The organism is Frateuria sp. GZRR35, assembly GCF_051900415.1.
Lineage (GTDB): Bacteria > Pseudomonadota > Gammaproteobacteria > Xanthomonadales > Rhodanobacteraceae > Frateuria_A.
Window position 1 is genome coordinate 178,880 of record NZ_JBHZGL010000003.1, and the last position, 24,371, is coordinate 203,250.

Below are 24,371 nucleotides of genomic sequence, written 5' to 3' on the forward strand. Positions count from 1 at the left end.
ATCAGAACCAGATGCGTACGCCGGCCACCCATTGCCGGTTGAATCGACCCTGTCCCGCATTGCGGGCAAAGTCGGCTGTGCCACCCCACCGTCGTGTCCAGACCACGCCGACATACGGCGCGAACTGTCGATGGAACTCGTAGCGCAAGCGTAAGCCCAGGGAAGTGTCGGACAACCCGCTGCCCAGTCGCCGCGCGCGGTCGGAGCTGCCGTAGGCGTTCGCCTCGAACTCCGGCTGCAGGATCAACCGCTGGGTGAAAAGCAGTTCGTACTCGGCACGGAAGCGGGCGGCGGTGCGACCGGAAGGTCCGACATAGCCGGTAGCCTCCAACTCGAACCAATAAGGGGCCAGGCCCTGGATGCCGAAGGCTGCCCACTGCCGATGGGGGCCTTCGCCGCCATCGGCGCGCACGCCAAGCTGGGTGCTCCAGAAGGTGGCAACCGTGTGGTTCCAAAGTGCTTCGAGGCTGGCATCCTGCAGCGTGTCGCCACTGCGTTCCCCCTCAGAGCGCAGCCAGAGCTTGTCGTAGTCGTTGCCGTAGTAGCCTTCGATGTCCCATTGCTGGCCGTTGCCGTCCTTGGCATGGTAGGCCTCAAGCTGGTCGATCAGTAGCTTGCTGAAACTGGCGTTGTCATCCATCGCCGTATGCATGCCCGCATGAGGACCATACCCGACACCGGCGGAGTAGTCCGGGTCACGGGCATCGGGTGGCGGGCTGCCGCCCTGCATCGGGCCCATCGTCATGGCCTGCATGGAGCCGTGATCCATGTTTTGTATCGAACCATGATTCATGGCTTGCATCGACCCGTGGTCCATGCCTGACATCGAGCCGTGACCCATGCTCTGCATGGACCCGTGGTCCATCCCGTGCGTGCCGTGCATTGTCCCGTCTGGGGTTGGGCTCGCCATCGTGGCAGGAGATTCCGATGGTGGAACGGTCGCCGCAGGAGCAGGCATCGCCGTGCTAGGCATGCTGCCCATATCCATGCCGGTCATGGAACCCATGCTGGCAGGCGACCCGCTGCTCGCCGGTGCCGGGGCATCCTGGGCCGGTGCGATCAATGCCATCCAGGGGCCGAGCACAATGACCAGTGCCAAGTGCTTGAGGGAAAGGGAAGGGCGCCGGCTCATGACACCACCACCTCGCGGAACATGCCCGCTTCCATGTGGTAGAGCAGGTGGCAGTGGTAGGCCCAACGACCGGGGTTGTCCGCACTCACGCGGTAGGTGATGCGCTGGGCCGGCTGCACGTTGATGGTGTGTTTGCGCGCCAGGAACTGGCCGTTTGGGTCTTCCAGTTCGCTGAACATGCCGTGCAGATGGATCGGGTGATTCATCATCGTGTCGTTGACCAGCACGATGCGCAGCCGCTCGCCGAAGTTGAAGTGCACCGGCTTGGCCTCGGAGAACTTCTGTCCGTCGAAGGACCACATGAAACGCTCCATGTTGCCGGTCAGGTGCAACTCAATCTCGCGTTCGGGTTCGCGCGACTCGATGGGACCGTCGAGTGAGTGCAGATCGGCGTAGGTAAGCACGCGTCGGCCGTTGTCGCGCAGACCAATGCCCGGATCGTCGAGGTTGGTCCGCGGCATGTCGACATGCATGTCCACACCCGGACCGTATTCGGTACGCGCGTGGTGGACCATGGGCATGCCACCGGGCGTCAGGTTCTGCATGCCGGGCATCTGCATGCCGGGCATCGAGCCATGCTCCATGCCCTGCATGCCAGCCATGTCCATGCCGGACGTTCCACCCTGGTTGGCTCCATGGCCCATGCCGCCCATCGGCATCGCGCCCATCATGTCCTTCATGCTGAGCCAGACGCGTGGGTCCATCGTCGGAACTGCGGCCTCCATGCCTGGCCGCGGCGCCAGCGTGCCGCGGGCGTAACCGGTGCGGTCGATCGACTGGGCGAACACCGTGTAGGCGCGATTGTCCTGCGGCTCGACGATGACGTCGTAGGTTTCGGCGACCGAGATGCGGAACTCATCCACCGGCACTGGCGCCACATCCTGGCCGTCGGCCGAGATCACCGTCATCTTCAGGCCGGGAATGCGTACATCGAACAGGGTAGAGGCCGAACCGTTGATGAAGCGCAGGCGGACTTTTTCGCCCGGCTTGAACAGGCCCGTCCAGTTGCCCGCCGGCGCGGCGCCGTTCATCAGGTAGGTATAGGTAGAACCGCCCACGTCGGAGAGGTCGGTAGGGTTCATCCGCATCTCGTTCCACATCTTGCGCATCGCCAGTGCCTGGCTGAGGCCCTGCTCGCGCACGTCGCGGACGAAGTCCGGTGCCGTGGGCTGGTGGAAGTTGAAGTAGTCGCTCTGCTTCTTGAGCTTGGCGTAGATGCGCTCGGGATCCTCATCGGTCCAGTCGTTGAGCATCACCACGTAGTCGCGATCGGTGGGGTAGCGCTCACGGCCGGCCGGCTCGATCACCAGCGGACCAAACACGCCCGTCTGCTCCTGGAAGCGCGAGTGCGAGTGGTACCAGTAGGTGCCCGACTGACGCACCTCGAAGCGGTAGACGAACGTCTCGCCGGGCGCAATTCCATCGAAGGCGATGCCGGGCACGCCGTCCATCTGGAACGGCAGCAGGATGCCGTGCCAGTGGATCGAGGTGGGCACGCGCAGGCGGTTGCTCACGCGCAAGGTCACGCTGATGCCTTCCTTCCAGCGCAGGATCGGACCGGGCAGGCTGCCGTTGACGGTGGTGGCGGGGCGCACCACGCCCGTGTAGTTGACCGGGACTTCGGCGATATCGAGATGGAAATCGGTGCCGCTGAGTACGGGAAGCTGGCCGGGGTGGGCCGGCTGCCCCCAGGCGTTCCCTGGGCGCAGCAGACCCAGGCCTGCGGCTGCACTGCCCAAGGCCACGCCCTGCACGAAACGTCGTCGCGACAGATCCGCGGGAGATGGGGGAAACAGCTTCATGGAGACTCTCCAAAGATGCGTGGGCATCGCCATGCGACGCCGACCGCGACAGCGAGCGAAGTGCCCGCTATCGCCAGGAAATCAAACGAGGAGAGTCAGACGGACGGAGGCCGCAAAGGCGGTGCGGCAGGGAGCGTAGGAGCATGGATGCGCGTCGGATGCCCATAGCCTGCGCTTACCGCCGATGCGGTGAGCAGACTGGCTGGCATCGGCGCCAAGGCGCTGGCGCACATGCCGACACAACCGCAGACGTGGGCGGTGGCATGCCCGCAGCAGCCATCGTGCTGCTCGCAGCAATCGTGTGAAGGCACGTGGCTCAAACCGTGATGATGCAAGGGTTCACCGACCGCCGCGGTCGCTTCATGCACGGAATGCGCATACGCGCTCCCCATGCCCAGCGGCGCGGCGGCCAGCGAGGTGACGACCAACATCAGCCATGCCAGCAGGCCCATGGCGAACAGGCCACGGGAGCGGGCAAAGGGGCGAAGCGAGGCGGTCATGGCCTGGAGCGTACCCGCCGGACCTGCCTCCTCTCAACCCTGGAGGAAGGTCCATGAGGGCCTAGGGCTTGCTGTAACCCATGTGCAGGGTGATCTTGTCGCCGGCCTTGAGGTTCGCCACGGCCGACGCCGGGAAGTGCACCTTGAGCATCATGCCTTCGGCGTTGACGTCCACCACGCCCGTCTGCTTGTCCACCGAGCCGACGGTAGCCGGCATGGCATGCATGCCCATCATGTTCTTGTGCATGCCACTCATGTCGCGGCCGCTGTGCGTGGCGCCCATGGTATCGCTGGCGTGGGCACTGTCGGTTGGCGTGGTGTCTTGTGCGAGGGCCACGCCACTTCCCGCCAGCACGAAGAGTGCGGCACCGAGTACGGTTGCGAACGGTTTGCGTGCGATCTGCATGGCTGCCTCCGGTGTAGAGAATGGCGCGAGCCTGCGCTTCATGCTGTGTAGACGGTTTGAAATGTCGCGGCGGAGGCCGCTTGCGCCACGAGCGGGAGCCGCAAGAACGGCGTTGGATTGGTAAATCCCACCGGCGATTCCTCTCTTGGAACCTCTTCTGCCCACCCCATGCGCCCTCACGCTACTCGCACGGCCTGGCTGATTATGGTTGGAGATTCATTCGATCTGCGAGAAGCCACCGATGAAAGGGAGCTACGGAAGATTTGCAGCCATGGTCGCTGTGTCGACGGTGGCGATGTTCATCCTTATGTACTTCGACATTGTCGAACTCGACCATGCGTACTGGAGTCAGACCATGGCATGGATGGCAGTGGTGATGGGCGCCACCATGGCGCTGATCATGTTGGCTTTCATGCTCGGCATGTACACAAACCGCGCGGCTAACCTGGTGATCGCCATCATCGCGGTCGTGGTGTTCGCTGGCGCGCTGTACCTGGTCCGCAGCCAGGCCACCGTGGGTGACGTGTCGTATATGAAGGCGATGATTCCGCATCACTCGATCGCGATCATGACCAGCGAGCGCGCCCACATTTCCGATCCGCGCGTGCGCAAGCTGGCGGACGAGATCATTGCCTCGCAACGCCGCGAGATTGGCGAGATGAAGGCGCTGATCAAAGAACTGGACCACGCCAAGTAACTATAGGCTATTCCTATGCTGAAGCTCGCAGGAAGTGAAGTAGAGATCGGTCCTGGTGAGCGCGAATTGGGTCGCGACCGGTGACGCGTGCGCTCGAAAGTAGAGTTTGCGCTTGGATATGGTCAGTGCTCGATGCATGTTTTCGAAGCCAAAAAAATTTCAGACACATATCACACGAAAGAGACCGGGAAGTGCTGGTCTCGCGTGCGGCGCATCCGCTCTGATGCGCTCGTCTGGGAAGAATGATGATCCCGCAAAAAACTGACGCGCTCACCTGCGTTCTCGTCGTGACGGCTGCCTTGCTGCTGGGCTTTGTCCGCTGCAACGGTTGCCTGACAAAGACACCCTGATCCAACCACCAAAGGCAGATGCGCCAAAGGCCCGGGCTAACCGGGCCTTTGGCGTTTCTATGCCCTCAAAGGAGGCAAAAACATGCATCTGGTCGAGACAATGGCCTACGCCGGGGAGAAGCCCTGGCATGGCTTGGGTAACAAGCTGGCACCGCAGCAGCCGGTCGACGTCTGGAAGAAGCAGGCCGGCATGGACTGGCGCATCGAGGCGTCCGAGGTCCGTTACGTGACCGGTAGCAGCCACCTGGGCGCAATCCACGCATTCCCCGAACAGAAGGTGTTGTATCGGTCGGATACCCACGCCCCGCTTGCGGTGGTGAGCAAACGCTTTCAAGTGGTGCAACCGGAGGAAGTGCTGGAGTTCTACCGCGATCTCACCGAGGTAAGCGGCTTTGAACTGGAGACCGCTGGTGTCCTGCGTGAAGGCCGCAAGTTCTGGGCTCTGGCCCGCACCGGTCAAAGCGTGTCGCTGAAGGGCCGCGACCGGGTGGATGGCTTCCTACTGCTCGCCACGGCGTGCGATGGCACGCTCGCCACCACGGCGCAATTCACCAGCGTGCGGGTGGTCTGCAATAACACCCTGCAGATCGCGCTGGGCCACTCCAGTGGAGCCATCAAGGTGCCGCACCGCAGCCAGTTCGATCCCGAAGCGGTCAAGCGGCAGTTGGGCATTACCGTCTCCTCATGGGACGGCTTTGTTGCGCGTATGAAGGCCCTGGTCGAGCGACCCGTAGACCCGGACTCTGTGGAAGCGCTGCTGCGCCGGGTCCTGACCTACCCGGGGCCGGACAGCAATACTGGAGTGGTCAACGAGCAGGCAGTAGCCAATGTCCGAGCACTGTACGAAGGCGGCGGCCGGGGCGCATTGATGGCCTCCAGTCGCGGAACGGCCTGGGGCGTGCTTAACAGCGTGACCGAGTTCGTCGACTTCCACCGCCGGGCACGGACGGAGGACCACCGTCGCGATGCCGCCTGGTTCGGGCAGGGCGCCCAGATAAAGCAGCGGGCGTGGGACGAACTGATGAGGCTGGTGGCCTGATGCGCGCGCTCTCCACTTCACGGGCACGCGTGCCGATGAAAGAGGCGGACGTTGGTCGCCCGTGCCAGCCCAGCGAAGACTGGGCGATCGAACGGGCGCTGCGCATCCTGGAGAGCCGGGCCACTACCGTCGGCGAACTGCTGAGTGACCCGCAGACTTGTGGGCACTTCTTTCGGCTGAGGTTGGGCGAGGAAGTGCGGGAACACTTCGAGGTCGCGTTTCTCGACAACCAGCATCGACTGATCGCGGCCGAGCGGCTGTTCTCTGGTTCTATCCAGGCTACGGAGGTGCATCCGCGCGTGGTGGTCCAGCGTGCGTTGGCCTTGAACGCGGCGGCGGTACTGCTTGCCCACAACCACCCCAGCGGGCAAGCGGAACCGTCGACCGCAGACCGGGCTATCACAACGCGCTTGCGGGAGGCCTTGGCGCTGATCGACGTGCGAGTACTTGATCACTTTGTTGTCACCGCACAGCAGTCGGTCTCGATGGCAACACGGGGCTTGATATAGGTCGGCAGAAGGCGATCGCCCGACGCCGAGACCCAGCCGGCATCCAGCAAGGCAACGGCATACCGCCCGGCCATAAGGCCGGGCGTTTCTTTTTGGGAGATCACATGAAGAAGCAAGCAGCACTACGGCTGGTTGACACGCGCACCCTTGACCGACGCCAGTGGCTGGAAGTGCGTCGTGGCGGCATCGGCAGTTCCGATGCGGCGGCGGCGGTGGGCCTCAACCCATACAAGAGCCCGCTGGCGTTGTGGATGGACAAGACCGGGCGCAGCCCGACTGACGAGGCCAGTGGCCAGGACATGGACGATCCGCGCTACTGGGGCACCCTCCTGGAGCCTTATGTGGCTGCGGCATACCAGGCCAAGACCCAGCGCAAGGTTCGCAAGGTCAACGCGGTCCTGCAGCACCCCACGTTTCCTTTCATGCTTGCGAACCTGGACCGGGAAATCGTTGGCGATCCGGACGTGCAGATCCTTGAGTGCAAGACCGCAGGTGAATTCGGGTCACGGCTGTGGAAGGACGGGGTGCCCGACTACGTGCAGCTGCAGGTTCAGCATCAGCTGGCCGTCACGGGCAAGCAGGCGGCGGACGTGGCGGTATTGCTCTGCGGGCAGCAGCTGGCCGTTCACCGGATCGAGCGGGACAACGACCTGATCGCCCGCCTGATCATCTTGGAGACGCGGTTCTGGGAATACGTTGAATCGGACACGCCACCGCCGGCGGATGGCAGTGCCTCGGCCGCCCAGGCCCTGCGTCAGCTGTACCGGGGAAACGACACCAGTCTCGACTTCTCCGAGGATGCCGCACTGAACACCGCTTTCGACACCTTGGTGGAACTCAAGGTGGAGCTCGAAGCAAAGGACGGCCGAGCCGAGCAGCTCAAGCAGACGATCCAGGCTGCGATGGGGGACGCCAGCAAGGCGCATTTTGCTCGCGGCGAAGTGACGTTCAAGCGCGCCAAGGAAGGCACCACCGTCGACCTGAAACGGCTGGTCGCGGAGCACCCGGCGATCGCGGCCCAATACACCGTGACCCGCCCCGGATCTCGTCGATTCGTGCTTGCCCCCGCCACCGACAACTCAAAGAGGACAGAACCATGCTGAAAGGTCTGGCGATTACCCCGCCTGTGATCGGGCGGATATCCATCGGTCGCGTGGTGGAGCGCAACGGGAAGCGCCTGCCGGAAAAGGATGACCAGTTCACCTTGACCACCCAGGTGCAGCACCGCGACGGGTGGGTGCTGCACCCGCTTGATGACGAGCTGCGCAAGGCTGCCGGCGGCAAGCTGCGGTCCATGCCGGTGCGCATGCTCTTCAACGACCCTGCGCTCAACTTGCGGGCGGACTATTCGCTCTTCGATCGCAGCAAGGGGCGGCCGGTATGCGTGGGCAATGGCGAAACGTGTCGTCGGCGTGGCAAAGACGCGATCGAGCAACTGCCTTGCCCCGGCGCGGACAGCTGCCAATTCGCCCAGGGCGATTGCAAGGCTTACGCCCGGCTGCATGTGCTGATGGGGGATGGCGAAAGCGATGCGCTCGGCAGCTTTGTGCTTCGCACCACCTCGTTCAACACCATCCGCACGCTCGCGGCTCGCCTGGAGTATTTCCAGGCAGTGTCGGGCGGGCTGTTGGCCTGCATGCCGCTGGAACTCAAGTTGCGCGGCAAGTCCACGGCGATGAGCTACGGCACGCCGATCTACTACGTCGACTTGGTGATCCGCGCAGGGCTGACGCTCGACCAGGCAATGGGTGAGGCGAGGGCGTTGGCTGAACATCGCCGAGCTGCGGGCTTCGACCAGGACGCGCTGGACAGCGCTGCCTACAAGGGCTTCGCCAATGGGGCGTTCGAGGAGCTCGAAGAGGATGGCTCCGCCGTGGTGGAAGAGTTCTTTCCGGCGGAAGTCGGAGCGAGCCCATCGGCGCAACCGCCGACCGGAGACTTGCGCGGGCGCCTCGACGACAAAGTGAAACAGGTGGCAACCAATTAGGGAGTGGACACGATGCTGAAAGTGATTGGCGGCCTGGCGGTCTACGGCTTTGCTCTGTTCGGTCTGGGCGTGTACCTCACCCGCGCGCATGGGCGAGGTACTCGCGGGGATTGAGGGGGAGGGGGCTTCGGCCCCCTCCACGCCTGTGCGACGCTCGATTTTTTTCAATGGTCTTCCGGCACAACCGCTCGGTTGTTGCACGTTACGGAAACCCTCGCCGGATGCACCGCCCCGCCCCTAGAATCGACGGGGTAGGGGAGTCCTCGCTGTCGCATCCGAGCACCTCGGTGATTGCGAAGCAGCAGCTGCTGATGCCCCTCACATGGCCCGCATCAGGAAAGCACGTCTACGGCCTACTGCACTCACACGAGTACCGCGCCCGCTTCGCCGATAACGTGACGAAGGAACTGCCACGCATCCCATGCGTCAAGAGCGCCGACGACTTCTGGGCGTTCTCCCGCGCAGGCCACGCGCTTGCCGAGTTGCACCTGGGCTACGAGGCCGTCGCCCCCTACCCGGAGAAGATCGACACCGGCGGCAAGTGCCTGACCGACGCCGACTACCGCGTGGAGAAAATGCGCTACGGCAAGCAGGGCAAGGAAACGGACCTCACCACCCTGCACTACAACGACACCATCACTCTGACCGGCATCCCGCTGGAAGCCTACGACTACGTGGTCAACGGCAAGCCAGCGCTGACTGGGTGGTGGAGCGACAGTGCGTGAAGATCGACAAGGCCAGCGGCATCGTCAACGACGCCAACGACTGGGCCATCGAAACCATGGGCAATCCCAAGTACCCCCCTGGAGCTGTTCCAGCGCGTGATCACTGTCAGCCTGGAAACGCTCAAGATCGTTCAGGTCTTGCCCACCCTCGACATTCGGGATGGCGGCTGAGGCAGCCCGCACTGCCTAAGCCGCCACAGGACGCTTGCGCGTTGCTCGACTTGATGCGAGAAGTTACAGCGCCGACATCGCTGGTGTGATGGCTTTCGCAAAGCCCATCTCAGCAAAGAAGGGCGGGTGAAACCGAAGAATCGGGTCCCTGCCTCCGAGCACCTCGATCTGCTGGGTGCTCTTCATGTGGGCGACCACGGTCTTGAACTTGTGTGCGCTCAGCCAGGACAGCTCCTGGGCAAGGCTCCAGGGCATGGTGTCTGCGCCACTCCGACGCAGGTGATCGTACAAGTGTCCCTTCGCGATGCGGGTTTCTTCCAGTTGACGTTCTCTCACGCGCGAGATCCTGAGCGGCTTGGGTTTCGGTGGTGGAAAGACCAGCTGGAACTGTGTGATTGACCATCGAACGATTTCCCATGCCGCACTGATCGCTTCAGGCGGGATTGGAGATATCGACGGCAGGGGTTCCGCGGACGAGGAAGGGAGTGGCAACGCGTTGAAGCAGTGCAAGATCGCGGCTATTCGCCACGTCTTCTCTGTCGCACGACCGGCTGAGTCCTGGGCGTACGGGAAGTCAAATACCATGCGCTCGTCGATCTGCTGTTTCAGCTGCACCCAGCGCGCCTCCGCTTCGGTGGATAAACTTAGCTCCACGCGCTCTGTGTTGCCAGCTAGGAGGCGCTGGTGTCGCAGTTCGAGCAACCAGGTAGTCAACAGATGGATTTCGTTGAGACTTGGCGTTGGCAGCGATGGTAGCTGCGGGCCGCGACCGTCCATGGTATGGGCATACATGAACCTGGAAGCCAACCCGGACTTCCGGTCAGCGTAGTGCGCCGCGATCTGGTGTTCGGTGTAGATCTCCGGTTGCGTCAAGCAACAGATCCCAACTGACGGGTAGTAGGCCACCAGAGGATCGTGGTCCCGCCGGATAAGTGACTCCTTTACCGGACCGTCGAAAAAGCGGTTGAGCTTGCCACGTTTCCGCATGACATCGCTTTTCAGCTGGTCGATGCAATCATCATCCGCAATCGTCAAGCCGTTACCGGTGCCATCAAGTGCTTCGAGCAGGGATCCCCAGGTTGCATCTAGCTGCAACACATCACGGAACGCTGGGTGGTGGCGCCATTCGGCGGTCGACGCGCGTCGCGCGGAAAGTGTGGAATCGAACTCCCGAATCGGTTTGTAGAACTCGGACATGGCGGAGGACTTGCCGCACACAGGCGGGCCAATCCCCATGCAATAGAGTGCAGGCGACATCAGACCGCCATTGGGAGTACGAAGAGCGAACCCGTGCAAGGCGGTGGACATTGCAGACAACGCCACCAGCATGACGAGCTCGACTGGTGCGCCCGTTTTGTGGTGGACCTCTACGATGGCAGCAGTGACCCGGGGCGGCAAACACTGAAGCGAGTTGTAATAAGAACCAAATGCGCTAATAGCCACGTGCCTCTCCACGTATGTTGACTGTGATCAGAACAACGCGTGTCGCATCTTCCGGGAGATTAGTAGCCTTGCAGGCACCCTCGACACGGCGTTCCCTTGTAGCAGGCGGACTCCTTAGTAGCCGGCCAACAAGGAACATCGCACATCGATCTACCTCTTGCCCGACCGAAAAGCGGCAGTTGAGCGGGAAACTGTCAGCACTCGGCCAAGTAACTAGCGTAGATCAACGGCTTATGTGGTTCTAAAGTCAGGCGTGAAGGTGGCCGCATGAGGGGTGCTTCGCGTTTCGGGCAGGCGGTAGTTATTTTTTTTTGTGGTTAGTTGGCGCAACCTGTTGACTTGTCATCGATAGGCGCGCTGCTCCGAAAAAAATTAGTTTGTCGCATATGGTGGCACTCGCCTGGCAACGAGGCGCAGCGCGCGCTTTGGGCGAGCGCGTGACTTTGGCTGTGAGTTCATCGAATCCAAGCGCTTGAAATGCCGACGTAATTCGGCCTGGACGGTACCGTCCAGCCACAAAACCCTGCGAAACCGTAGACCGCTTTCTCCCTTGGTCGCGTTATGGTGGCAAGGCGCGTAACACGCGCTCTACGCTTGGCAAGACGGACGCTTGGCCGCGGCTGCTTGCCTTCGGCCCGTGGCCTGTCAACGGTTGCGCGCTTGCAGAAATCCATACGTTGTTCCGCGCTATCTCAACATGGCATGAGAGCGACAAACCGTGTGTTGCATGGCACGTTTAGTCTGGTCTTGGTGGTGTATTCGTGGGTGCATTCGATGGACTGAATATCGGTTCCTAGTCTTTTGTTTTGCATCCAGTTCTAATAACAGGCATTCGATTGAGTGAGCACAACAATAGCCTCGGAGTAACTATGGCATGCAGCTGAACATGATGAAGGCCGCTCCGTTGAGCGGCGAGCGTTTCCATAACCTGGTTTCGTCTGGCATTCTGGGTCCGCTTGAATGGATTGACGAACAGGGTGATCGCCATTACGCGTACGAGGTTGGTGAAAACAAGCAGGCAACGGACTACCTCAGCAACCTGCGGGCCGCCGTCAAACGAGTTGCAAAGAGTAAGGCGCCGGCATGGACGCCAGTGGGCACTGGTCGTTGGGCTCGCTACGCCATTTCGCGCGAAGCCAGGGCCCTGTGGCACGCAATCAGAGGGGTTGATATTGCGCACAAGGCACGAGGGAGGGAGAGTGAGATGTACCCTTATCTGCAGGTAGGGATGAGGTTGGCCGAGAAGTGGGAGCCCCGCCTTCGTTTCTTTACTAACACCGATTCTGAACTACTTCTCAGCGAGGACTACCCGAGGCGAATGCTAGCCCACCTGGTGCACGTCATCAGGCGCGTGTGCACAGCACCCCGATTTCTCCAGCGTGTCGAGCAGTTGGAGCGCTTGCAACGGGTGAATTTCCGGGAGTGCTGCCGGTACTTCCTGTCCATTCTCCGAGTGCACGCTCGCCTGCTGGTGCTACGCGTGGATCTCTATGTTGAAGGACCGGCAAAAAGGGCTGCGGCGGAAGGCAAGATCGAGCAGGCGGTAGAAAAGTTCATCCGAAACCTCCGTGAGGATCGCATCATCCCCGACGTTCTCGGTTACATCATCAAACGCGAGCATGCCTACGACAGGGGTGTCCACCTTCATTTGATGGTAATCGTTGATGGGGATAAGCATTACCAATCGTACAATCTCGCCGAGAGGCTGAAGATGTACTGGATCCATGATTGCGTTGGATCCCGGGAGTTTGCTTCAGGATTCAACTGCTACCTGCGCAAGGACGAATATCGCTTCAATGCAATAGGCCACGTTCACTACGCCGACGAAGCGATGCTGCGCGGAGTTCGTGATGCGATCGGGTATCTGACCAAGACGGATGGCCATTTTCTTCTCCCACGGGGCTTCGGTAAAAATCTGCGCAAGGGTCAGCCGCCAAAGCAACAAGAGGGCGCCCGGCGCCGCGGGGCGCCTCGAAAGTTCGCAGACACCTCGCTCGCGGAAAGCATCTTGCTTGGCAAGCCGGCGCAGGGCCGATAGCAGGTCTTGGTCTCGCTTGTTCTCATGAGCGCCGACGTGGCAAAAGCGGGCGAGTCCCGAGCGTAAGGTTGTTAGTTGCCAGGGACCCGAAAAAAAGCCGCTCGCATGTCGCGAGCGGCTTTTTGCGCTGCAGTTTCGGCAAGGGTGCCTACCGCTGGTTGCGGTCTCGCCGGAGCATCCGGCAGATCGCTTGACGTTCCCCGGCAAGGAACCCGAACGCCTTCAACTTCTCGTCCAGGTCTGAAGTGGTCAAGGGACTCGCGCGAGGCAGGACCGATCGATGCCCTTGCTCATGAATCCACCATTTCGAGGCGCACAGCAGCAACGTGAAGCCTGCGGTCAGATGCGCCTCGGCGGGATACGCTTGCCGAAACCAACCCAAGGTCTCGTTGCTGAATCGCCCACTGTTAGCGCCATGGCCGTGGGGGTTGATCAGCTTGAATGCCTGGCGTGCGACGTACCCCCGGTTGAAAGCAGATTTAGGCGTCAGTTTGCGCAGGCGATGGATGACCTCCTCCTCTCGTAGCGTGCGGTTCGAAAGCCGCGGGTAACACTCAAGGGCAGTACGGTACGCGGCAAAGGCCAAGGGCGCACTGTCCCGGAGACCATGGGGGTCTAAACAGACTCGTGGCTCTGCTTCCGGGTTCCTCTGTGCGTCAGGGCTGGCCCTGGACTCGCAGAGGGATGCTTCCGGGAACGTGCTTGGCTTCGACGCGAGCTTGGATGTGTCGTTTTGAGCATGGGGCCTGGCATAACGGGTAGACGTGTCCATGGCCGCTCACCCCCTCGCCTGGCGAATGCGCCAGCGCAGGATGTCAATCGTCCAGTAGCGCCGAGAAGCCTTACGAGAGCGTCGTCCGCCAATCGGCTCGGGATAAGAGGGATCGAACAGCTTGTCGTTCGGATCCTGCCGGCCGTAGAAATCCGTCCTGGTGTCTCCCGTGACCGCAATGACTTCGGACGTGCGCAGCACGGGATCGAGGGCGAACAGCCTGATCAATTGCGATATCTGTTCTTCCTCAGACTGCTGACCGAACGGCGTAAACGGCGCGGATGCGCCCATCCCAGGCGCATGCTTGTTGGGAGCATTCATGGGTCATGCCTCCGTCCAGCAGCGGCGGAGGTCGGGGCGGACCATCCTTGCCCGGTGCACGGTGCGACCGCTAACCATGGGCGGGGGCATGAACTCGAAAGGCAGATCGGGAAAATAGCGGTTGGCGAGTGCGCTAGTTGCCTCCTGCACGGTCTTAGGCACCGTGAGGATCGGCGAAAGGGCGTCCCCGCGCAGTTGGATCTCAACGAAATCGACCAGCGGATTCAGGGAGAAGCCGCCGAAGCGATGAGCCCGTGGATGAATTGCGTGTCCAGAGACCGCACCGTTCTGGTGGTGGACAAAGAGGACCCAGCCGTCGTACGTGTCGAAGGCCATGTTGGTGAGCTCGTGCTCACTGACCGCTTTTGCGAAATCCCAGAGGTGCAGAGGGCCTTCTGCGAACGTTTCACGGTCTGCAGGGGCGAACGGGCTGGGGTCGCGAAGGATCTCATCCTTGCAGTTAAAGACGGCGTCGTACGACTCGAAGCCAAACTTCGCCGCCATCGCATCTACGTACTGAAGCAGACGCTTGAGCTCGCCACGGCTTATTCCATACTCACTCGCGGCACTGTTCTCGCGTGCGACAGCGTCCTTCCTGAAAGCCTGGGAATCAGCGTGCGGCTCCAGCTTGTTCACCCGTTCTGCGTGGGTGATAAAGCGGCCGTAGCTAGTCGGCAGCGGCGCGAAGCCGAGGTAAGCGCTGGCCAACAGGCCATAAGGCGGCAGCTGCTCTGACCAAATGTGATGGTTCAGATGAAACGACTTGAGCCGGGCAAATTCGCGGAGCGCGGGCGGGAAAATATCCCTCCACGCGTAGACGATGGAGAGGTAAAAAACACCTTCGTCGTCGAGGGGGACAGCGTCAGGAACATTCTTGATCTTGGTCATAGAGGGAAGCATCCATAACAAAAGTGCCGGGCAAAAACCGGCGCGACGCAATCAAACCGACTTGCGTACTTCTGCTCATGAAGGCTTCTTGCCTCTCTAGACCTGGCTTGGCCTACCAGCGCCGCTGGCAGGTTCAGCGTACGCGTAGTGGGCTGCTTGGGTCAATCCACCGCTGTATACCGCTGTTCAACGTAGTCCGTCCGGTAGCGTCGGTTAACTCCGCGTGCTCAGTGGTTGGAGAGTTAGGCCTTCACGCGGGATGGTCGCCTTAGTCGGTGGTGCTCGCCCTCCAGCAACCTGTGCAGTGCTTCCAGTGCAGCGCGCTTCTCTTCCATGTACTTGTGCTTGTTGTAGTGGCGTGCTTGCACCCCACCAAGTCCGTGGCTCTGCAGTTGCGCCAGGTCACCCGGCTGCAGGCCCGCGGCAGCGAGTCGTGTCTCGACGGTGCGGCGTAGATCGCCGACCGTGAACGGACCTTTTTCTAGTTCACCGGCCGCAGTCATCTCGTCGCGGACGGCAACCAGATGATCGCGCATCGATTCGTAGCTAGCCGACGTTGCGCCCTTAGTGAGGGTAAATAGATGCGGTCCCAGTGCATGGCCCATCGCCTCCATCGCATCGAGCGCAGCCGGAGTCAGGGGTACGTCGTGATCGCGAGCTGTCTTCCTTCGACCTTTTATGTCCCTGAGGCGCACGCTCTGGGTGTCGACATCGTAGTCATCCATAGTAAGCCGACAGAGCTGCTTGACCCGCTGCCCACCGGTGAGCACGTGGAACCGTAGCAGTGCGCCGGGAGGGTCGGGCAGGGCGCATACCCGCTTCCAGTACGCACGAAGCTCTGCCACTGATAGCACGCGCTCGCGGGACTTGGTCGCCCCCTCGATCGTTGTCAGGTCGCGTGCAGGATTGTGCGAGATATGGAGATCTCGCAGCGCGGGTAGGCCACGGGCATCCTGCCGCGCGCGAATTCCTGCCGCATACGCCGCGTGTATGTAGCTTCGGAGCTTGGCCGCTTCACGCAACTTGTTGGCATTGGCAAGGCGCGCAATCACTGGCAAAAGATCAACGAGGCCGACGTTCTCGGCGGGTGTGTGCCAGAGTGCCGGCCACGGTACGGCGACGTGGCGTTCCAGCGCGGTTTCGACACTGGTAGCGCTAGTCTTCCCGTCTCGCTTCAACTGGGCCATGTAGGCCAGCAGGAGCGCACCTAATGTTGCTCGCTTTTTGGCTGCGTCGGCGGCTGCCGCCTTGGCCTGTGCCTCTTCCTCAAGCTGATGTTCGCGCTCCTCAGCCAGGAGGGCCGCCCGCAGATCGCGAGCGCCGGACAGGTAGCGGGTACGGAGCTGCTTGGCCCGCTCCCTTGCTTCTTCCAGCGTGATGCCATGCTTGCCGTCACGGTGGAATCTTCCCATCGGCAAGTCATCGTAATGACCCTCTATGTTCCGGTAGCGGAAGTAGAAGCGTGCGCCATGCGGCCCGCCCTTGGCGCGCAATGCTCCTTCATTCTTGTGTCCGCCCTCGCTTAGCCACTTGCCCGGCTTTAGCGTGTCCAACCCCCGTACAGTGATACCCATGGAAATGTAACCCCGACGTCAGATGGGGCTAGTCCGCCCCAGTCCCTACACAGTCCCTACGCGAACGGAGATTGTACGGGACGGCGGAGGACTACCATGTACGTTCAATTCAACCCCATCAACGGTTGCCTGATGTCATGCGGACGAGAAAGGACGATTGTGGACACCTTCCGTGGGACTTAAAATCCCTCACCCTCGCGGGTATGCGGGTTCGACCCCCGCTCCGGGCACCAACGACGATTCGCACCCATGTCCAATCCGCACATTTCAGATGCCACGGGCCGCTACGACGCTGCCTCTTCGGCTGCGCACGAGCCAAGGCGAGCGGACGCGAATTCAGGTCCGCCAGACGCATTGACGGTTCTGCTGGTCGAGGATGATGCACTCATCCGCATGGACGCCGCCGACATGCTACGGGAAATGGGTTACGAGGTCCTGGAGGCCGAGTACGGGCCGGACGCGGTGGTGCAGCTGCGCGAACGACCGATTGACGTGCTGGTGACCGACGTGGGATTGCCGGGCATGTCGGGTACCGAACTTGCCGAACGCGCACGCCAGTTGCAGCCGGACATAGGGTTGGTCTTCGCCACCGGCGATACGGAACTGGAAAGCCGTGAAGGGCGACCGCGCGCCGCGATCCTCTGCAAGCCCTACGACAGCGCGAGCCTGGCCGAGAGCGTGCGTCGCGCGCTGGCGCGTCCCTGAACCACCCAAAGAAAACCGGCACCGCGCTTGCGCGTCGGTGCCGGCTGGTCTGGCATCGCGTGGATGCCGTATTGGTGGAGGTGGCGGGAGTCGAACCCGCGTCCGAAGGCGCTTGACGCCCGGTACTACATGCTTAGCTCACCGTTGGATCTCGTCCCGCGACAGCACGATGTGCGAAGCGCATCGAAGGACCAGCCCGCTTGATTTGACCCTAAGCCGACGGGCGGCAGCTTCGGGCGATCCCGTGATAATGACCCTACATCCACGAGCACAGGCACAAGTGGGTTCGGGGCTAGGCCTTAAGCGGCCAGAGCGTAGTTGTCGTCGTTGGCAACTATGAGTTTGCGGCTGGATTTACGAGGAAAGCTGCCCCCTCGGCATGCACCAAGCCATCTCACTACCCCCGTCGAAGCCAGGACACCCCCGGGGAAGATCTGAGCTGGTCAGTCGAACAAGTATATGGGGCCGGCACGTCGCGCTTCAATGCGCGCGCCGGTGGCCGTTCAGGCCTCGCGGTTATGCGCGCGCATGGTGCGCTGTTTCTCGCGCTGCCAGTCGCGTTCCTTCTCCGCGTCGCGCTTGTCGTGCGCCTGCTTGCCGCGGGCCAGGCCGATCTCGACCTTCACTTTGTTTCCTTTCCAGTACATCGCGATCGGGACCAGGGTATAACCCTTGCGCTCGACCGCACCGATCAGCTGGTCGATCTCCTGCTTGTGCAGCAGCAGCTTGCGCGTGCGCCGGTCCTCGGCGATGACGTGGGTAGAAGCGCTGATGAGCGGCGGAATCGACGTGCCCACCAGGAAGATCTCGCCCTTGAGCACGACCGCGTAGCCGTCGCCGAAATTGATCCGACCGGCGCGCAGGGCCTTCAGCTCCCAGCCCTGCAGCGCGATGCCGGCCTCGTAGCGCTGGTCGATGTGGTACTCGTGGCGGGCGCGCTTGTTGAGCGCGATCGTCCCGCCAGCGTGTTTATCCTTGTCCTTCGCTTTTGCCATGTCCGCTAGACTTGCGCCTTTGCGGTGCGCCGGAAGCCGTCGCACCCGAATGATGGAAGAGGTAGCCGTGATCGAAATCCGACGAAGCGCCCTGGTCAATTACACGCCGGCGCAAATGTTCGATCTGGTCAACGACGTGGAAGCATACCCAAAGCGCTTCGCCTGGTGTGCCGATGCGCAGGTGCTCGAGCGCGAGGGCGACGTACTGGTGGCGCGGCTGGACCTACGGTATGCCGGCCTCAAGCAGAGCTTCACCACCCGCAACACCACCGAACCGCCACGACGCCTGCACATGCAACTGGTGGAAGGGCCGTTCCGCAGCCTGGATGGACTCTGGGAATTCGTCCCTCTCGGCGAGCAAGGTTGCAAGATCGCTTTCGCGCTGGACTTCGACTATGTGGGTCTGGGCGCTACGGCGATCAAGCTCGGCTTCCAGGCGCTGGCGAGCAAGATGGTCGACGACTTCGGCCGCGAAGCCCGACGTGCGTATGGCTGAGATCTCGGTGGAAGTGGTGCTCGCGCTGCCTGAGCGTACGCTGCTCAGGCAGCTGGTGCTGGCCTCGGGCTCGACCGTAGGCGATGCGATCGCAGCGGCGCAGCTGGGCGATGAAAGCGTACGGATCGATCTGCAGCGCGTGGGTGTGTTCGGCCGGCGCGTGCCACCAGAGCATCGGTTGCGCGACGGCGACCGGGTGGAAATCTACCGTGTGCTGATGGTCGATCCCAAGGAGGCGCGGCGTCGCCGCGCCCGCTGACCTCAGCGCGTGCCGTCATCCGGCGGCATGGTGCCGCTGTCTTCGGTGCCGCCGGTGCTCTTGTCGCCCTGGGTTTCGTCGACCGGGTAGGTGACGTGGTACTTCTTGCTGTCCTCGAGCATCTTTTGCGGATCCTGCGCGAAGAAGTCGCCGTCAGTGCGCACCAGCGTGTCGTTGTTGAAGGTCAGCGTGAACGTGCGGATCTTGATCTTGCCGCCGCGGTGTTGCTGGGTGGACACGTAGTCCCAGCGGTTCTGGTTGAACGGGGTATGCACGGAAGGCGAGCCCAGCAGCACGAGTACCTGGTGCTTGGTCATGCCCGGCTTGAGCTGATCGACATCCTTCTTGTCGAGGAAGTTGCCCTGCTGCACGTCGGGAACATAGACCAGTCCGCAGCCCACCAGCGAGAGCGCCAGCATGGCGGAACCGAGCGTGCGAATCAGCTTGTGCATGCGTGTTTGCGTCCGGATCGTGAAGGTGTCGATGATACACTAACGGCCTTGGTACGCCGTGCGTGGAGCTTGCTATGGAACAGGAAACCAGAGAGCTGCGCCGGGTCGGCCTGAAGGTCACCCACCCGCGCATGCGGATCCTGCAGATCTTCGAGGAGGAGGGCGTCCAGCACCTCACCGCCGAAGACGTCTACAAGAAGCTGCTGGCCGAGCAGGAAGACATCGGCCTGGCAACGGTCTATCGCGTGCTCACCCAGTTCGAGGCCGCGGGCATCGTGGTCAAGCACAACTTCGAAGGCGGCCAGGCCGTCTACGAGCTCGACCGCGGCAAGCACCACGACCACATGATCGACGTAGACAGCGGCAAGGTCATCGAGTTCGTCAGCGAGGAGATCGAGCGGCTGCAGAAGGAAATTGCCGCCAAGCACGGCTACGTGCTGGAGGATCACAGCCTGGTGCTGTACGTGCGGCCCAAGAACAAGGTCCGCTGAGCCCGGAAACCCGTGTAGGAGCCCGCTTGCGGGCGATGCTCCTTGGCGGGTGAAAAGCATCGCCCGCAAGCGGACCCCTACAAGAGCGCCGCGGTGAGCGCAAAAAAAAGCCGCGGGAGGACTCCTGTCCACCCACGGCTGATCCGTTACCACATAGCGCCTCGGCAGTGCGAATTGCTCGCTGGCCGGGTGGCGCCGTTGGTACCGGCGGAACGGCATCCTGCCGTTCTTCGTGGCCACCGTCCCCACGGTGACCACGGCACGCCATCTTGCGATGGCGGCTCCCCCACATCGATGGACCGATGCTAACGAGCTGTTCACGACTGCGGTATTGGAAAAATTCCTATGCCAGTCGACCGGGTTCATGGTTCGGCATGCTGCCCCGCAACAAAACCCGCAGGTGGACGCCCTGGCGGTCGGGCCGCAGCCGGAACAGGCCACCCAGCGAGGTGACGCGGTCGCGCATGCCTTGCAGGCCGCGGCCCCCGCGGGGCAGGCGGCTGGGCAGGCCCACGCCATCGTCGCGGATGTCGAGCAGGGCCAGCACCACCCCGTGACGCTCGCCGATACGCAGGCGCAAGCGGAATTCGCTGGCCTGGGCGTGCTTGACCGCGTTGGTGGCACTTTCCTGTACCAGTCGGTACACCGCGATGCGAGTGTCCTCGTCGAGCAACCGTGGATCGCCGCGCATGTCGGTGTGGAAGACGATGCCGGCGGTGGTCAGCAGGTCGCGGATCGGGCCTTCGTCCAGCGCGCGCATCAGGCCGAACTCGTCCAGTACGGCCGGGCGCAGGTCGTCCAGCAGGCGGTGCAGGGCGCGGCGCATGTAACCGAGGATGGTATTGATCGAGACGCTGATGTCATCCAGCCCGGCCTGGCGCAGCCGCACCTGCGCCAGCTTCATGTGGGTCTGGATGGCGGTGATGTTCTGCCCCAGCTCGTCGTGCAGTTCGGAGGCCATGTGCCGACGCTGGTTTTCCTCCGCCTGCAGGTTGCCTCTGGCTGCATCGCGCAACTGGCGCGCGAGCTGGTCCAGCCGGCGGTTGACCGCGCCCAGGTAGACGTTCTGCTCGGCCACCCGTTCACTGCTGCGGCGCAGGGCGTCGGTCGCCGCACCGAGCATCAGGGCGCCAGTGCCGGCAACGGCCAGGAACAGATAGCCGGCCGCGCTTTGTGCATGACCAGGCTGATGGTCGACTGCGGTCATGCCCAGGCACGAGATCAGCATCGCCAATGTCGCGCCACGCCAGCCATGGCGAAAGGCGAAGAACAATACCGGCGCCAGCGACAACACACGGGCGAATTCGGGCTGGGGCGCGGCATGCTCGGAAAGCATCAGCAGCAAGGCCATCGCCGGCAGCATCACCAGCAACCCGTCCATCACCAGGCTGGCCACCATCTTCCGGTTCGGCCGTGCGCGCAGCAGCATGATCGACAGCGGCGCCACCAGCAGCACGCCCAGGTAATTGCCCAGCAGCTCGCGGCCGAGTGCGCGCACCATCGCCGCGGGGGCCGCGCTTTGGTGAAGGAGGGCCAGCAGCACGGCATCGGTCGCCGCCACTGCGACGACCACGAGCACGGCCGAAAGCAGCAGACGAGTGGCCTCTTCCGGGTCGCGCAGGCTGGCGTGCAGGTTGACCCGGCGCAGCAGCCACAGGCCGATCGCCATGACCAGCGGTTCGGGCAGATCGCCGATGACGAAGGTCTCCCAGCCCATCGGTAGGCCGGAACGCAGGTCCAGGATGACCGTCGCGGCCAGTTCCAACCCCAACGGCCAGAACCACTGCCGCGTCGGCACGATAAGCAACGCAGCGAAGCGCAGGCCGAAAGGCAGCATCCAGTACGGCTGCTGCGTAGGCAGCAGCGCCAGCCACAGCAGCACGTAGATGACGCCCAGCAGCGGGCCGGAGTCAGGCAGGGAAAGGGGCTTCGATCGCATGCCGGCGATGGTACATGCGACTGTCGCCTGTCCAGCGCGCGGCGCGCGTTCGGGCAGGGGCGGCCGGAGTCTTATAGACTCGGAAGGATAGGGCCGGACGCGGGGGCGTCCGAAGCGGTCGAGCCGCATCGCGGCACACCGCCCGAAAACGGAGAGTCAGCGGGGCAGCATGTACAGCATCGTTCTGGTCGACGACCACGCCATCGTCCGCGAGGGGTTCAAACGGCTCATCGAGCTGGAGCCGGACCTGGAGGTGATTGCCGAATGCCGGTGCGCCGACGACGCGGTGGACGCGATCAACCAGCGCCGGCCCGACCTGGTCGCGCTGGATCTCTCGCTTCCCGACGGCAGCGGCCTGCCGCTCATCGAGCATCTGCACAGCTTGGCCCCGGATACGCATATCGTGGTGCTGAGCATGCATGACGGCGAGCCTTACGTTTCCGAAGCGCTGCGCCGTGGCGCCAGTGGCTACGTCACCAAGGGCGCCGCGCCGGAAGAACTGGTGGCGGGCCTGCGCCAGGTGATGCAGGGCGAGACGTTCCTGAGTTCGGACCTGCGCCAGCGCCGTGCCGAGCGGCCCAGCGAGGCGCTCGATCCGGTCAACCGGCTGACCGCGCGTGAGCGCGAGGTATTCCTGCTGCTCGCGGCCGGCAAGGCGCCCAAGCAGGTGGCCGCTGCACTCGGAGTGGGGCAGAAGACGATCTACATCCACCGCGCCAGCCTGATGGGCAAACTCGGCGCGGGCTCGGAACTGGATCTTTACCGCATGGCCAGCGAGCGCGGTCTTTTGTCCGAGCGGAAGAATTAGCGCGTTGTTGCAGGAGCCCGCTTGCGGGCGAGGCTCTTCGACCTGGTCGCGCGAGAGCATCGCCCGCAAGCGCTCTCCTGCAGGGGCTTGGCGCTCTCAGGCGCTTTGCGCGCGTTCCAGCATCTGCCTGGCGTGGGCGCGTGTTTCGCGCGAAATCTCCACGCCACCCAGCATCCGCGCCAGTTCGTCGCGGCGCCCGGCGGCATCCAGCTTCTCGATCTGGGTGCGGGTAGTGTCGCCGTCGCTGTGCTTGCTCACACGCAGGTGCGCGTGCCCCTGGGCGGCGACCTGCGGCAGGTGGGTGACGCACAGCACCTGTCGCTCGCCGCCGAGCGCCCGCAGCTTCTGCCCGACCACTTCGGCCACCGCCCCGCCGATGCCGGTATCGACCTCGTCGAACACCATGCAGCCGATCGTGTCCTTGCCCAGCGTGGCCACCTCGATGGCCAGGCTGATGCGCGCCAGCTCGCCGCCGGAAGCGACCTTGCGCAATGCGCGCGGCGGTTGGCCGGGATTGGCGCTGACCAGCAGCTCGCAGCGATCGCGACCCTGCGCGTCGGGTTCGTCGCCGTCGACCGGCTCGAGTTCGACGACCAGCCGGCCGCCCGCCATGCCCAGTTCGCCCATCAATGCGCTGACTTCCTCGCCCAGGCGCGCGGCCGCCGTGCGGCGGGCGAGGCCCAGGGCATCGGCGGCCTTGGCGTAATCGCGCTCCAGTCGCGCGCGCTCGGCGGCGAGCCGCTCGAGCGCGTCGCCGGCGCCTTCCAGTTCGGCCAGCTCCGTCTGCAGCGCGCCAAGCCGTTCGTGCAGCTCGGCGACCGGCAGACGGTGGCGGCGCGCCAGTTCATGCAGCCGGGTGAGGTGCGTGTCCACCTCGGCGTAGCGTTCGGGGTCGAGGTCGACGTCCTGGGCGTAGCGCGAGAGTCCGTCGGACGCTTCGCCGAGCTGGATCTCGGCATTGTCGAGTAGTTCCAGCAGCGGCGCGAGGCGCGGATCGAGTGCAGCCAGCTTGCCCAGCTCGCCGTGCGCGCGTCCGAGCGCGCGGCGCAGCGCGAATTCGCTGTCGCCATCGAGCAGTTCGACCACGCCCGAGGCGCCCTCGGCCAGCCGGCCGGCGTTGGCCAGGCGTTTGTGGCTCGCCTCGAGTTCGGCCAGCTCCGCCGGCGGCAATGCCCAGCGTTCGAGATCGTCCGCTTCGTGACGCAGCAGTTCCAGCCGCTGCTCGCGGTCGTCGCCACCGCTGAGCTTGCGGATTCGCGCGCCCAGCTCCCGCCACTGCGTGGCCAGCGCGCGCACCTGCACGACCTGTTCCTCGTTCCCGGCGTAGGCGTCCAGCAGGTCCAACTGGTGGCTGCGCGAGAGCAGTGCCTGGTGTTCGTGCTGGCCATGGATCTCCACCAGCAGCGTGGCCAGTTCGCCGAGCTGGCTGGCGTTGGCCGGGCGGCCGTTGATCCAGGCGCGCGAGCTGCCCTCGGCGCGGACCACGCGGCGCAGCTGGCAGGCCCCTTCGTCGTCCAGTTCCTCCCGCGCCAGCCAGGCGCGGGCTTCGGGCAGGGCGGAGAGGTCGAATTCCGCAATAAGTTCGGCGCGATCGAAGCCTTCGCGCACCATCCCGCTGTCGGCGCGCGCGCCGGCCAGCAGCATCAGCGCGTCGACCAGCAGCGACTTGCCGGCGCCGGTTTCGCCGCTGACCACGGTCAGGCCCGGGCCGAAGGTGACTTCGGCCTCTTCGACGACGGCGAAATGGCGGACATACAGGGAAGTAAGCATGGCGTGGAATTGTACGGGCAGAATGGGCGCGCGGCGCGGCTACCGCCGCGGCCGGCGTTCTTGCAAACTCGGCGGCGACACCTTATTTCTGTTCCGTCTCAC

The 24,371-nt window shown here is 63.3% G+C and carries 25 protein-coding genes and 1 other RNA gene; 12 read left to right on the forward strand and 14 right to left on the reverse strand.

All coding sequences use genetic code 11. The features are described from left to right. Position 1: 1 nt before the first annotated feature. From ACFWZ3_RS05440 to ACFWZ3_RS05455, 4 genes are all read right to left on the reverse strand, one after another. Positions 2-1,132 (reverse strand): copper resistance protein B, encoded by a 1,131-nt coding sequence (locus ACFWZ3_RS05440; protein ID WP_439706738.1) that lies wholly within the window; start codon positions 1,130-1,132, stop codon positions 2-4. Further along, a complete protein-coding gene (locus tag ACFWZ3_RS05445) occupies positions 1,129-2,934 on the reverse strand; it encodes a copper resistance system multicopper oxidase (RefSeq protein WP_439706739.1) in 1,806 nt (601 codons plus the stop codon). Before ACFWZ3_RS05445 ends, ACFWZ3_RS05440 begins: the two co-directional genes overlap by 4 nt. A gap of 95 nt (positions 2,935-3,029) precedes the next feature. Continuing rightward, positions 3,030-3,434, reverse strand: a complete 405-nt coding sequence (locus ACFWZ3_RS05450) for a hypothetical protein (protein ID WP_439706740.1) — start codon at positions 3,432-3,434, stop codon at positions 3,030-3,032. 61 nt (positions 3,435-3,495) lie between these two features. Further along, positions 3,496-3,840, reverse strand: coding sequence for a hypothetical protein (locus tag ACFWZ3_RS05455; protein WP_439706741.1), 345 nt, complete (start codon positions 3,838-3,840; stop codon positions 3,496-3,498). A 271-nt stretch (positions 3,841-4,111) separates the two neighbouring features. Here ACFWZ3_RS05455 and ACFWZ3_RS05460 point away from each other — a divergent pair, with 271 nt between their 5' ends. From ACFWZ3_RS05460 to ACFWZ3_RS05485, 6 genes are all read left to right on the forward strand, one after another. Beyond that, a complete protein-coding gene (locus tag ACFWZ3_RS05460; RefSeq protein WP_267171856.1) occupies positions 4,112-4,537 on the forward strand; it encodes a DUF305 domain-containing protein in 426 nt (141 codons plus the stop codon). 432 nt (positions 4,538-4,969) lie between these two features. Continuing rightward, positions 4,970-5,926, forward strand: a complete 957-nt coding sequence (locus tag ACFWZ3_RS05465) for a DUF932 domain-containing protein (RefSeq protein ID WP_439706742.1) — start codon at positions 4,970-4,972, stop codon at positions 5,924-5,926. Further along, the gene (gene radC / locus ACFWZ3_RS05470; protein WP_439706743.1) at positions 5,926-6,435 is read left to right on the forward strand and encodes a RadC family protein; all 510 of its coding nucleotides are present in this window, start codon (positions 5,926-5,928) and stop codon (positions 6,433-6,435) included. The genes ACFWZ3_RS05465 and radC overlap by 1 nt, the downstream gene beginning before the upstream one ends. 104 nt (positions 6,436-6,539) lie before the next feature. Further along, complete coding sequence (locus ACFWZ3_RS05475) at positions 6,540-7,538, forward strand: YqaJ viral recombinase family protein (protein WP_439706744.1); 999 nt, start codon at positions 6,540-6,542, stop codon at positions 7,536-7,538. Further along, positions 7,532-8,422 carry a recombination directionality factor gene (locus ACFWZ3_RS05480; protein WP_439706745.1) on the forward strand — a complete coding sequence of 297 codons (891 nt, stop codon included), beginning with the start codon at positions 7,532-7,534 and terminating at the stop codon, positions 8,420-8,422. Before ACFWZ3_RS05475 ends, ACFWZ3_RS05480 begins: the two co-directional genes overlap by 7 nt. Positions 8,423-8,733: 311 nt before the next feature. Then, positions 8,734-9,147, forward strand: a complete 414-nt coding sequence (locus tag ACFWZ3_RS05485) for a type ISP restriction/modification enzyme (protein WP_439706746.1) — start codon at positions 8,734-8,736, stop codon at positions 9,145-9,147. Between the two features lie 234 nt (positions 9,148-9,381). On the opposite strand, the gene ACFWZ3_RS05490 is transcribed toward ACFWZ3_RS05485, so the two are convergent. Further along, positions 9,382-10,773, reverse strand: coding sequence for a DUF3987 domain-containing protein (locus ACFWZ3_RS05490; RefSeq protein WP_439706747.1), 1,392 nt, complete (start codon positions 10,771-10,773; stop codon positions 9,382-9,384). A gap of 862 nt (positions 10,774-11,635) precedes the next feature. On the opposite strand from ACFWZ3_RS05490, the gene ACFWZ3_RS05495 reads away from it, so the two are divergent. Continuing rightward, a complete protein-coding gene (locus tag ACFWZ3_RS05495; RefSeq protein ID WP_439706748.1) occupies positions 11,636-12,799 on the forward strand; it encodes a hypothetical protein in 1,164 nt (387 codons plus the stop codon). Positions 12,800-12,947: 148 nt separating this feature from the next. Here the strand turns inward: ACFWZ3_RS05495 and ACFWZ3_RS05500 are convergent, their stop codons facing one another. The 4 genes from ACFWZ3_RS05500 to ACFWZ3_RS05515 form a co-directional block, all read right to left on the reverse strand. Beyond that, complete coding sequence (locus tag ACFWZ3_RS05500) at positions 12,948-13,385, reverse strand: hypothetical protein (protein ID WP_267172802.1); 438 nt, start codon at positions 13,383-13,385, stop codon at positions 12,948-12,950. 192 nt (positions 13,386-13,577) lie between these two features. Continuing rightward, a complete protein-coding gene (locus ACFWZ3_RS05505) occupies positions 13,578-13,892 on the reverse strand; it encodes a hypothetical protein (RefSeq protein WP_267172803.1) in 315 nt (104 codons plus the stop codon). A gap of 3 nt (positions 13,893-13,895) precedes the next feature. Further along, positions 13,896-14,780, reverse strand: a complete 885-nt coding sequence (locus ACFWZ3_RS05510) for a hypothetical protein (RefSeq protein WP_267172804.1) — start codon at positions 14,778-14,780, stop codon at positions 13,896-13,898. A gap of 242 nt (positions 14,781-15,022) precedes the next feature. Next, the gene (locus ACFWZ3_RS05515; RefSeq protein WP_267172805.1) at positions 15,023-16,354 is read right to left on the reverse strand and encodes a tyrosine-type recombinase/integrase; all 1,332 of its coding nucleotides are present in this window, start codon (positions 16,352-16,354) and stop codon (positions 15,023-15,025) included. A 354-nt stretch (positions 16,355-16,708) separates the two neighbouring features. Here ACFWZ3_RS05515 and ACFWZ3_RS05520 point away from each other — a divergent pair, with 354 nt between their 5' ends. Further along, on the forward strand, positions 16,709-17,059 hold the full coding sequence (locus tag ACFWZ3_RS05520; RefSeq protein ID WP_439706749.1) for a response regulator: 351 nt from the start codon (positions 16,709-16,711) through the stop codon (positions 17,057-17,059). 72 nt (positions 17,060-17,131) lie between these two features. On the opposite strand, the gene ssrA is transcribed toward ACFWZ3_RS05520, so the two are convergent. Beyond that, positions 17,132-17,484: a transfer-messenger RNA gene (gene ssrA, locus ACFWZ3_RS05525) on the reverse strand. A gap of 78 nt (positions 17,485-17,562) precedes the next feature. Then, complete coding sequence (gene smpB / locus ACFWZ3_RS05530; protein ID WP_091336452.1) at positions 17,563-18,054, reverse strand: SsrA-binding protein SmpB; 492 nt, start codon at positions 18,052-18,054, stop codon at positions 17,563-17,565. Positions 18,055-18,121: 67 nt separating this feature from the next. Between smpB and ACFWZ3_RS05535 the strand changes: the two genes are divergently transcribed. Together ACFWZ3_RS05535 and ACFWZ3_RS05540 are read left to right on the forward strand one after the other, a co-directional pair. Further along, positions 18,122-18,550, forward strand: coding sequence for a type II toxin-antitoxin system RatA family toxin (locus tag ACFWZ3_RS05535; RefSeq protein ID WP_439706750.1), 429 nt, complete (start codon positions 18,122-18,124; stop codon positions 18,548-18,550). Further along, positions 18,543-18,809, forward strand: coding sequence for an RnfH family protein (locus ACFWZ3_RS05540; protein ID WP_439706751.1), 267 nt, complete (start codon positions 18,543-18,545; stop codon positions 18,807-18,809). Before ACFWZ3_RS05535 ends, ACFWZ3_RS05540 begins: the two co-directional genes overlap by 8 nt. Positions 18,810-18,811: 2 nt before the next feature. Here the strand turns inward: ACFWZ3_RS05540 and ACFWZ3_RS05545 are convergent, their stop codons facing one another. After that, positions 18,812-19,261 (reverse strand): outer membrane protein assembly factor BamE, encoded by a 450-nt coding sequence (locus ACFWZ3_RS05545; protein WP_439706752.1) that lies wholly within the window; start codon positions 19,259-19,261, stop codon positions 18,812-18,814. Between the two features lie 74 nt (positions 19,262-19,335). On the opposite strand from ACFWZ3_RS05545, the gene fur reads away from it, so the two are divergent. Continuing rightward, on the forward strand, positions 19,336-19,752 hold the full coding sequence (fur, locus tag ACFWZ3_RS05550) for a ferric iron uptake transcriptional regulator (protein ID WP_439706753.1): 417 nt from the start codon (positions 19,336-19,338) through the stop codon (positions 19,750-19,752). 343 nt (positions 19,753-20,095) lie between these two features. On the opposite strand, the gene ACFWZ3_RS05555 is transcribed toward fur, so the two are convergent. Beyond that, positions 20,096-21,691 (reverse strand): MASE1 domain-containing sensor histidine kinase, encoded by a 1,596-nt coding sequence (locus tag ACFWZ3_RS05555; protein WP_439706754.1) that lies wholly within the window; start codon positions 21,689-21,691, stop codon positions 20,096-20,098. Positions 21,692-21,860: 169 nt separating this feature from the next. Here ACFWZ3_RS05555 and ACFWZ3_RS05560 point away from each other — a divergent pair, with 169 nt between their 5' ends. Further along, positions 21,861-22,499, forward strand: coding sequence for a response regulator transcription factor (locus tag ACFWZ3_RS05560; protein WP_209622913.1), 639 nt, complete (start codon positions 21,861-21,863; stop codon positions 22,497-22,499). A gap of 96 nt (positions 22,500-22,595) precedes the next feature. Here the strand turns inward: ACFWZ3_RS05560 and recN are convergent, their stop codons facing one another. Further along, positions 22,596-24,269, reverse strand: coding sequence for a DNA repair protein RecN (gene recN / locus ACFWZ3_RS05565; protein WP_439706755.1), 1,674 nt, complete (start codon positions 24,267-24,269; stop codon positions 22,596-22,598). Between the last annotated feature and the right edge of the window lie 102 nt (positions 24,270-24,371).

Excerpts from the sequence above, each read along its gene's own strand:
- ACFWZ3_RS05510 (WP_267172804.1), bottom strand. The coding sequence starts at position 14,780 with ATGACCAAGATCAAGAATGTTCCTGACGCTGTCCCCCTCGACGACGAA.
- ACFWZ3_RS05545 (WP_439706752.1), bottom strand. The coding sequence starts at position 19,261 with ATGCACAAGCTGATTCGCACGCTCGGTTCCGCCATGCTGGCGCTCTCG.
- smpB (WP_091336452.1), bottom strand. The coding sequence starts at position 18,054 with ATGGCAAAAGCGAAGGACAAGGATAAACACGCTGGCGGGACGATCGCG.
- radC (WP_439706743.1), top strand. The coding sequence starts at position 5,926 with ATGCGCGCGCTCTCCACTTCACGGGCACGCGTGCCGATGAAAGAGGCG.
- ACFWZ3_RS05540 (WP_439706751.1), top strand. The coding sequence starts at position 18,543 with ATGGCTGAGATCTCGGTGGAAGTGGTGCTCGCGCTGCCTGAGCGTACG.
- ACFWZ3_RS05485 (WP_439706746.1), top strand. The coding sequence starts at position 8,734 with ATGCCCCTCACATGGCCCGCATCAGGAAAGCACGTCTACGGCCTACTG.
- ACFWZ3_RS05450 (WP_439706740.1), bottom strand. The coding sequence starts at position 3,434 with ATGACCGCCTCGCTTCGCCCCTTTGCCCGCTCCCGTGGCCTGTTCGCC.
- ACFWZ3_RS05475 (WP_439706744.1), top strand. The coding sequence starts at position 6,540 with ATGAAGAAGCAAGCAGCACTACGGCTGGTTGACACGCGCACCCTTGAC.
- fur (WP_439706753.1), top strand. The coding sequence starts at position 19,336 with ATGGAACAGGAAACCAGAGAGCTGCGCCGGGTCGGCCTGAAGGTCACC.
- ACFWZ3_RS05460 (WP_267171856.1), top strand. The coding sequence starts at position 4,112 with ATGGTCGCTGTGTCGACGGTGGCGATGTTCATCCTTATGTACTTCGAC.
- ACFWZ3_RS05445 (WP_439706739.1), bottom strand. The coding sequence starts at position 2,934 with ATGAAGCTGTTTCCCCCATCTCCCGCGGATCTGTCGCGACGACGTTTC.
- recN (WP_439706755.1), bottom strand. The coding sequence starts at position 24,269 with ATGCTTACTTCCCTGTATGTCCGCCATTTCGCCGTCGTCGAAGAGGCC.
- ACFWZ3_RS05455 (WP_439706741.1), bottom strand. The coding sequence starts at position 3,840 with ATGCAGATCGCACGCAAACCGTTCGCAACCGTACTCGGTGCCGCACTC.
- ACFWZ3_RS05480 (WP_439706745.1), top strand. The coding sequence starts at position 7,532 with ATGCTGAAAGGTCTGGCGATTACCCCGCCTGTGATCGGGCGGATATCC.
- ACFWZ3_RS05560 (WP_209622913.1), top strand. The coding sequence starts at position 21,861 with ATGTACAGCATCGTTCTGGTCGACGACCACGCCATCGTCCGCGAGGGG.
- ACFWZ3_RS05495 (WP_439706748.1), top strand. The coding sequence starts at position 11,636 with ATGCAGCTGAACATGATGAAGGCCGCTCCGTTGAGCGGCGAGCGTTTC.
- ACFWZ3_RS05440 (WP_439706738.1), bottom strand. The coding sequence starts at position 1,132 with ATGAGCCGGCGCCCTTCCCTTTCCCTCAAGCACTTGGCACTGGTCATT.
- ACFWZ3_RS05465 (WP_439706742.1), top strand. The coding sequence starts at position 4,970 with ATGCATCTGGTCGAGACAATGGCCTACGCCGGGGAGAAGCCCTGGCAT.
- ACFWZ3_RS05505 (WP_267172803.1), bottom strand. The coding sequence starts at position 13,892 with ATGAATGCTCCCAACAAGCATGCGCCTGGGATGGGCGCATCCGCGCCG.
- ACFWZ3_RS05555 (WP_439706754.1), bottom strand. The coding sequence starts at position 21,691 with ATGCGATCGAAGCCCCTTTCCCTGCCTGACTCCGGCCCGCTGCTGGGC.
- ACFWZ3_RS05515 (WP_267172805.1), bottom strand. The coding sequence starts at position 16,354 with ATGGGTATCACTGTACGGGGGTTGGACACGCTAAAGCCGGGCAAGTGG.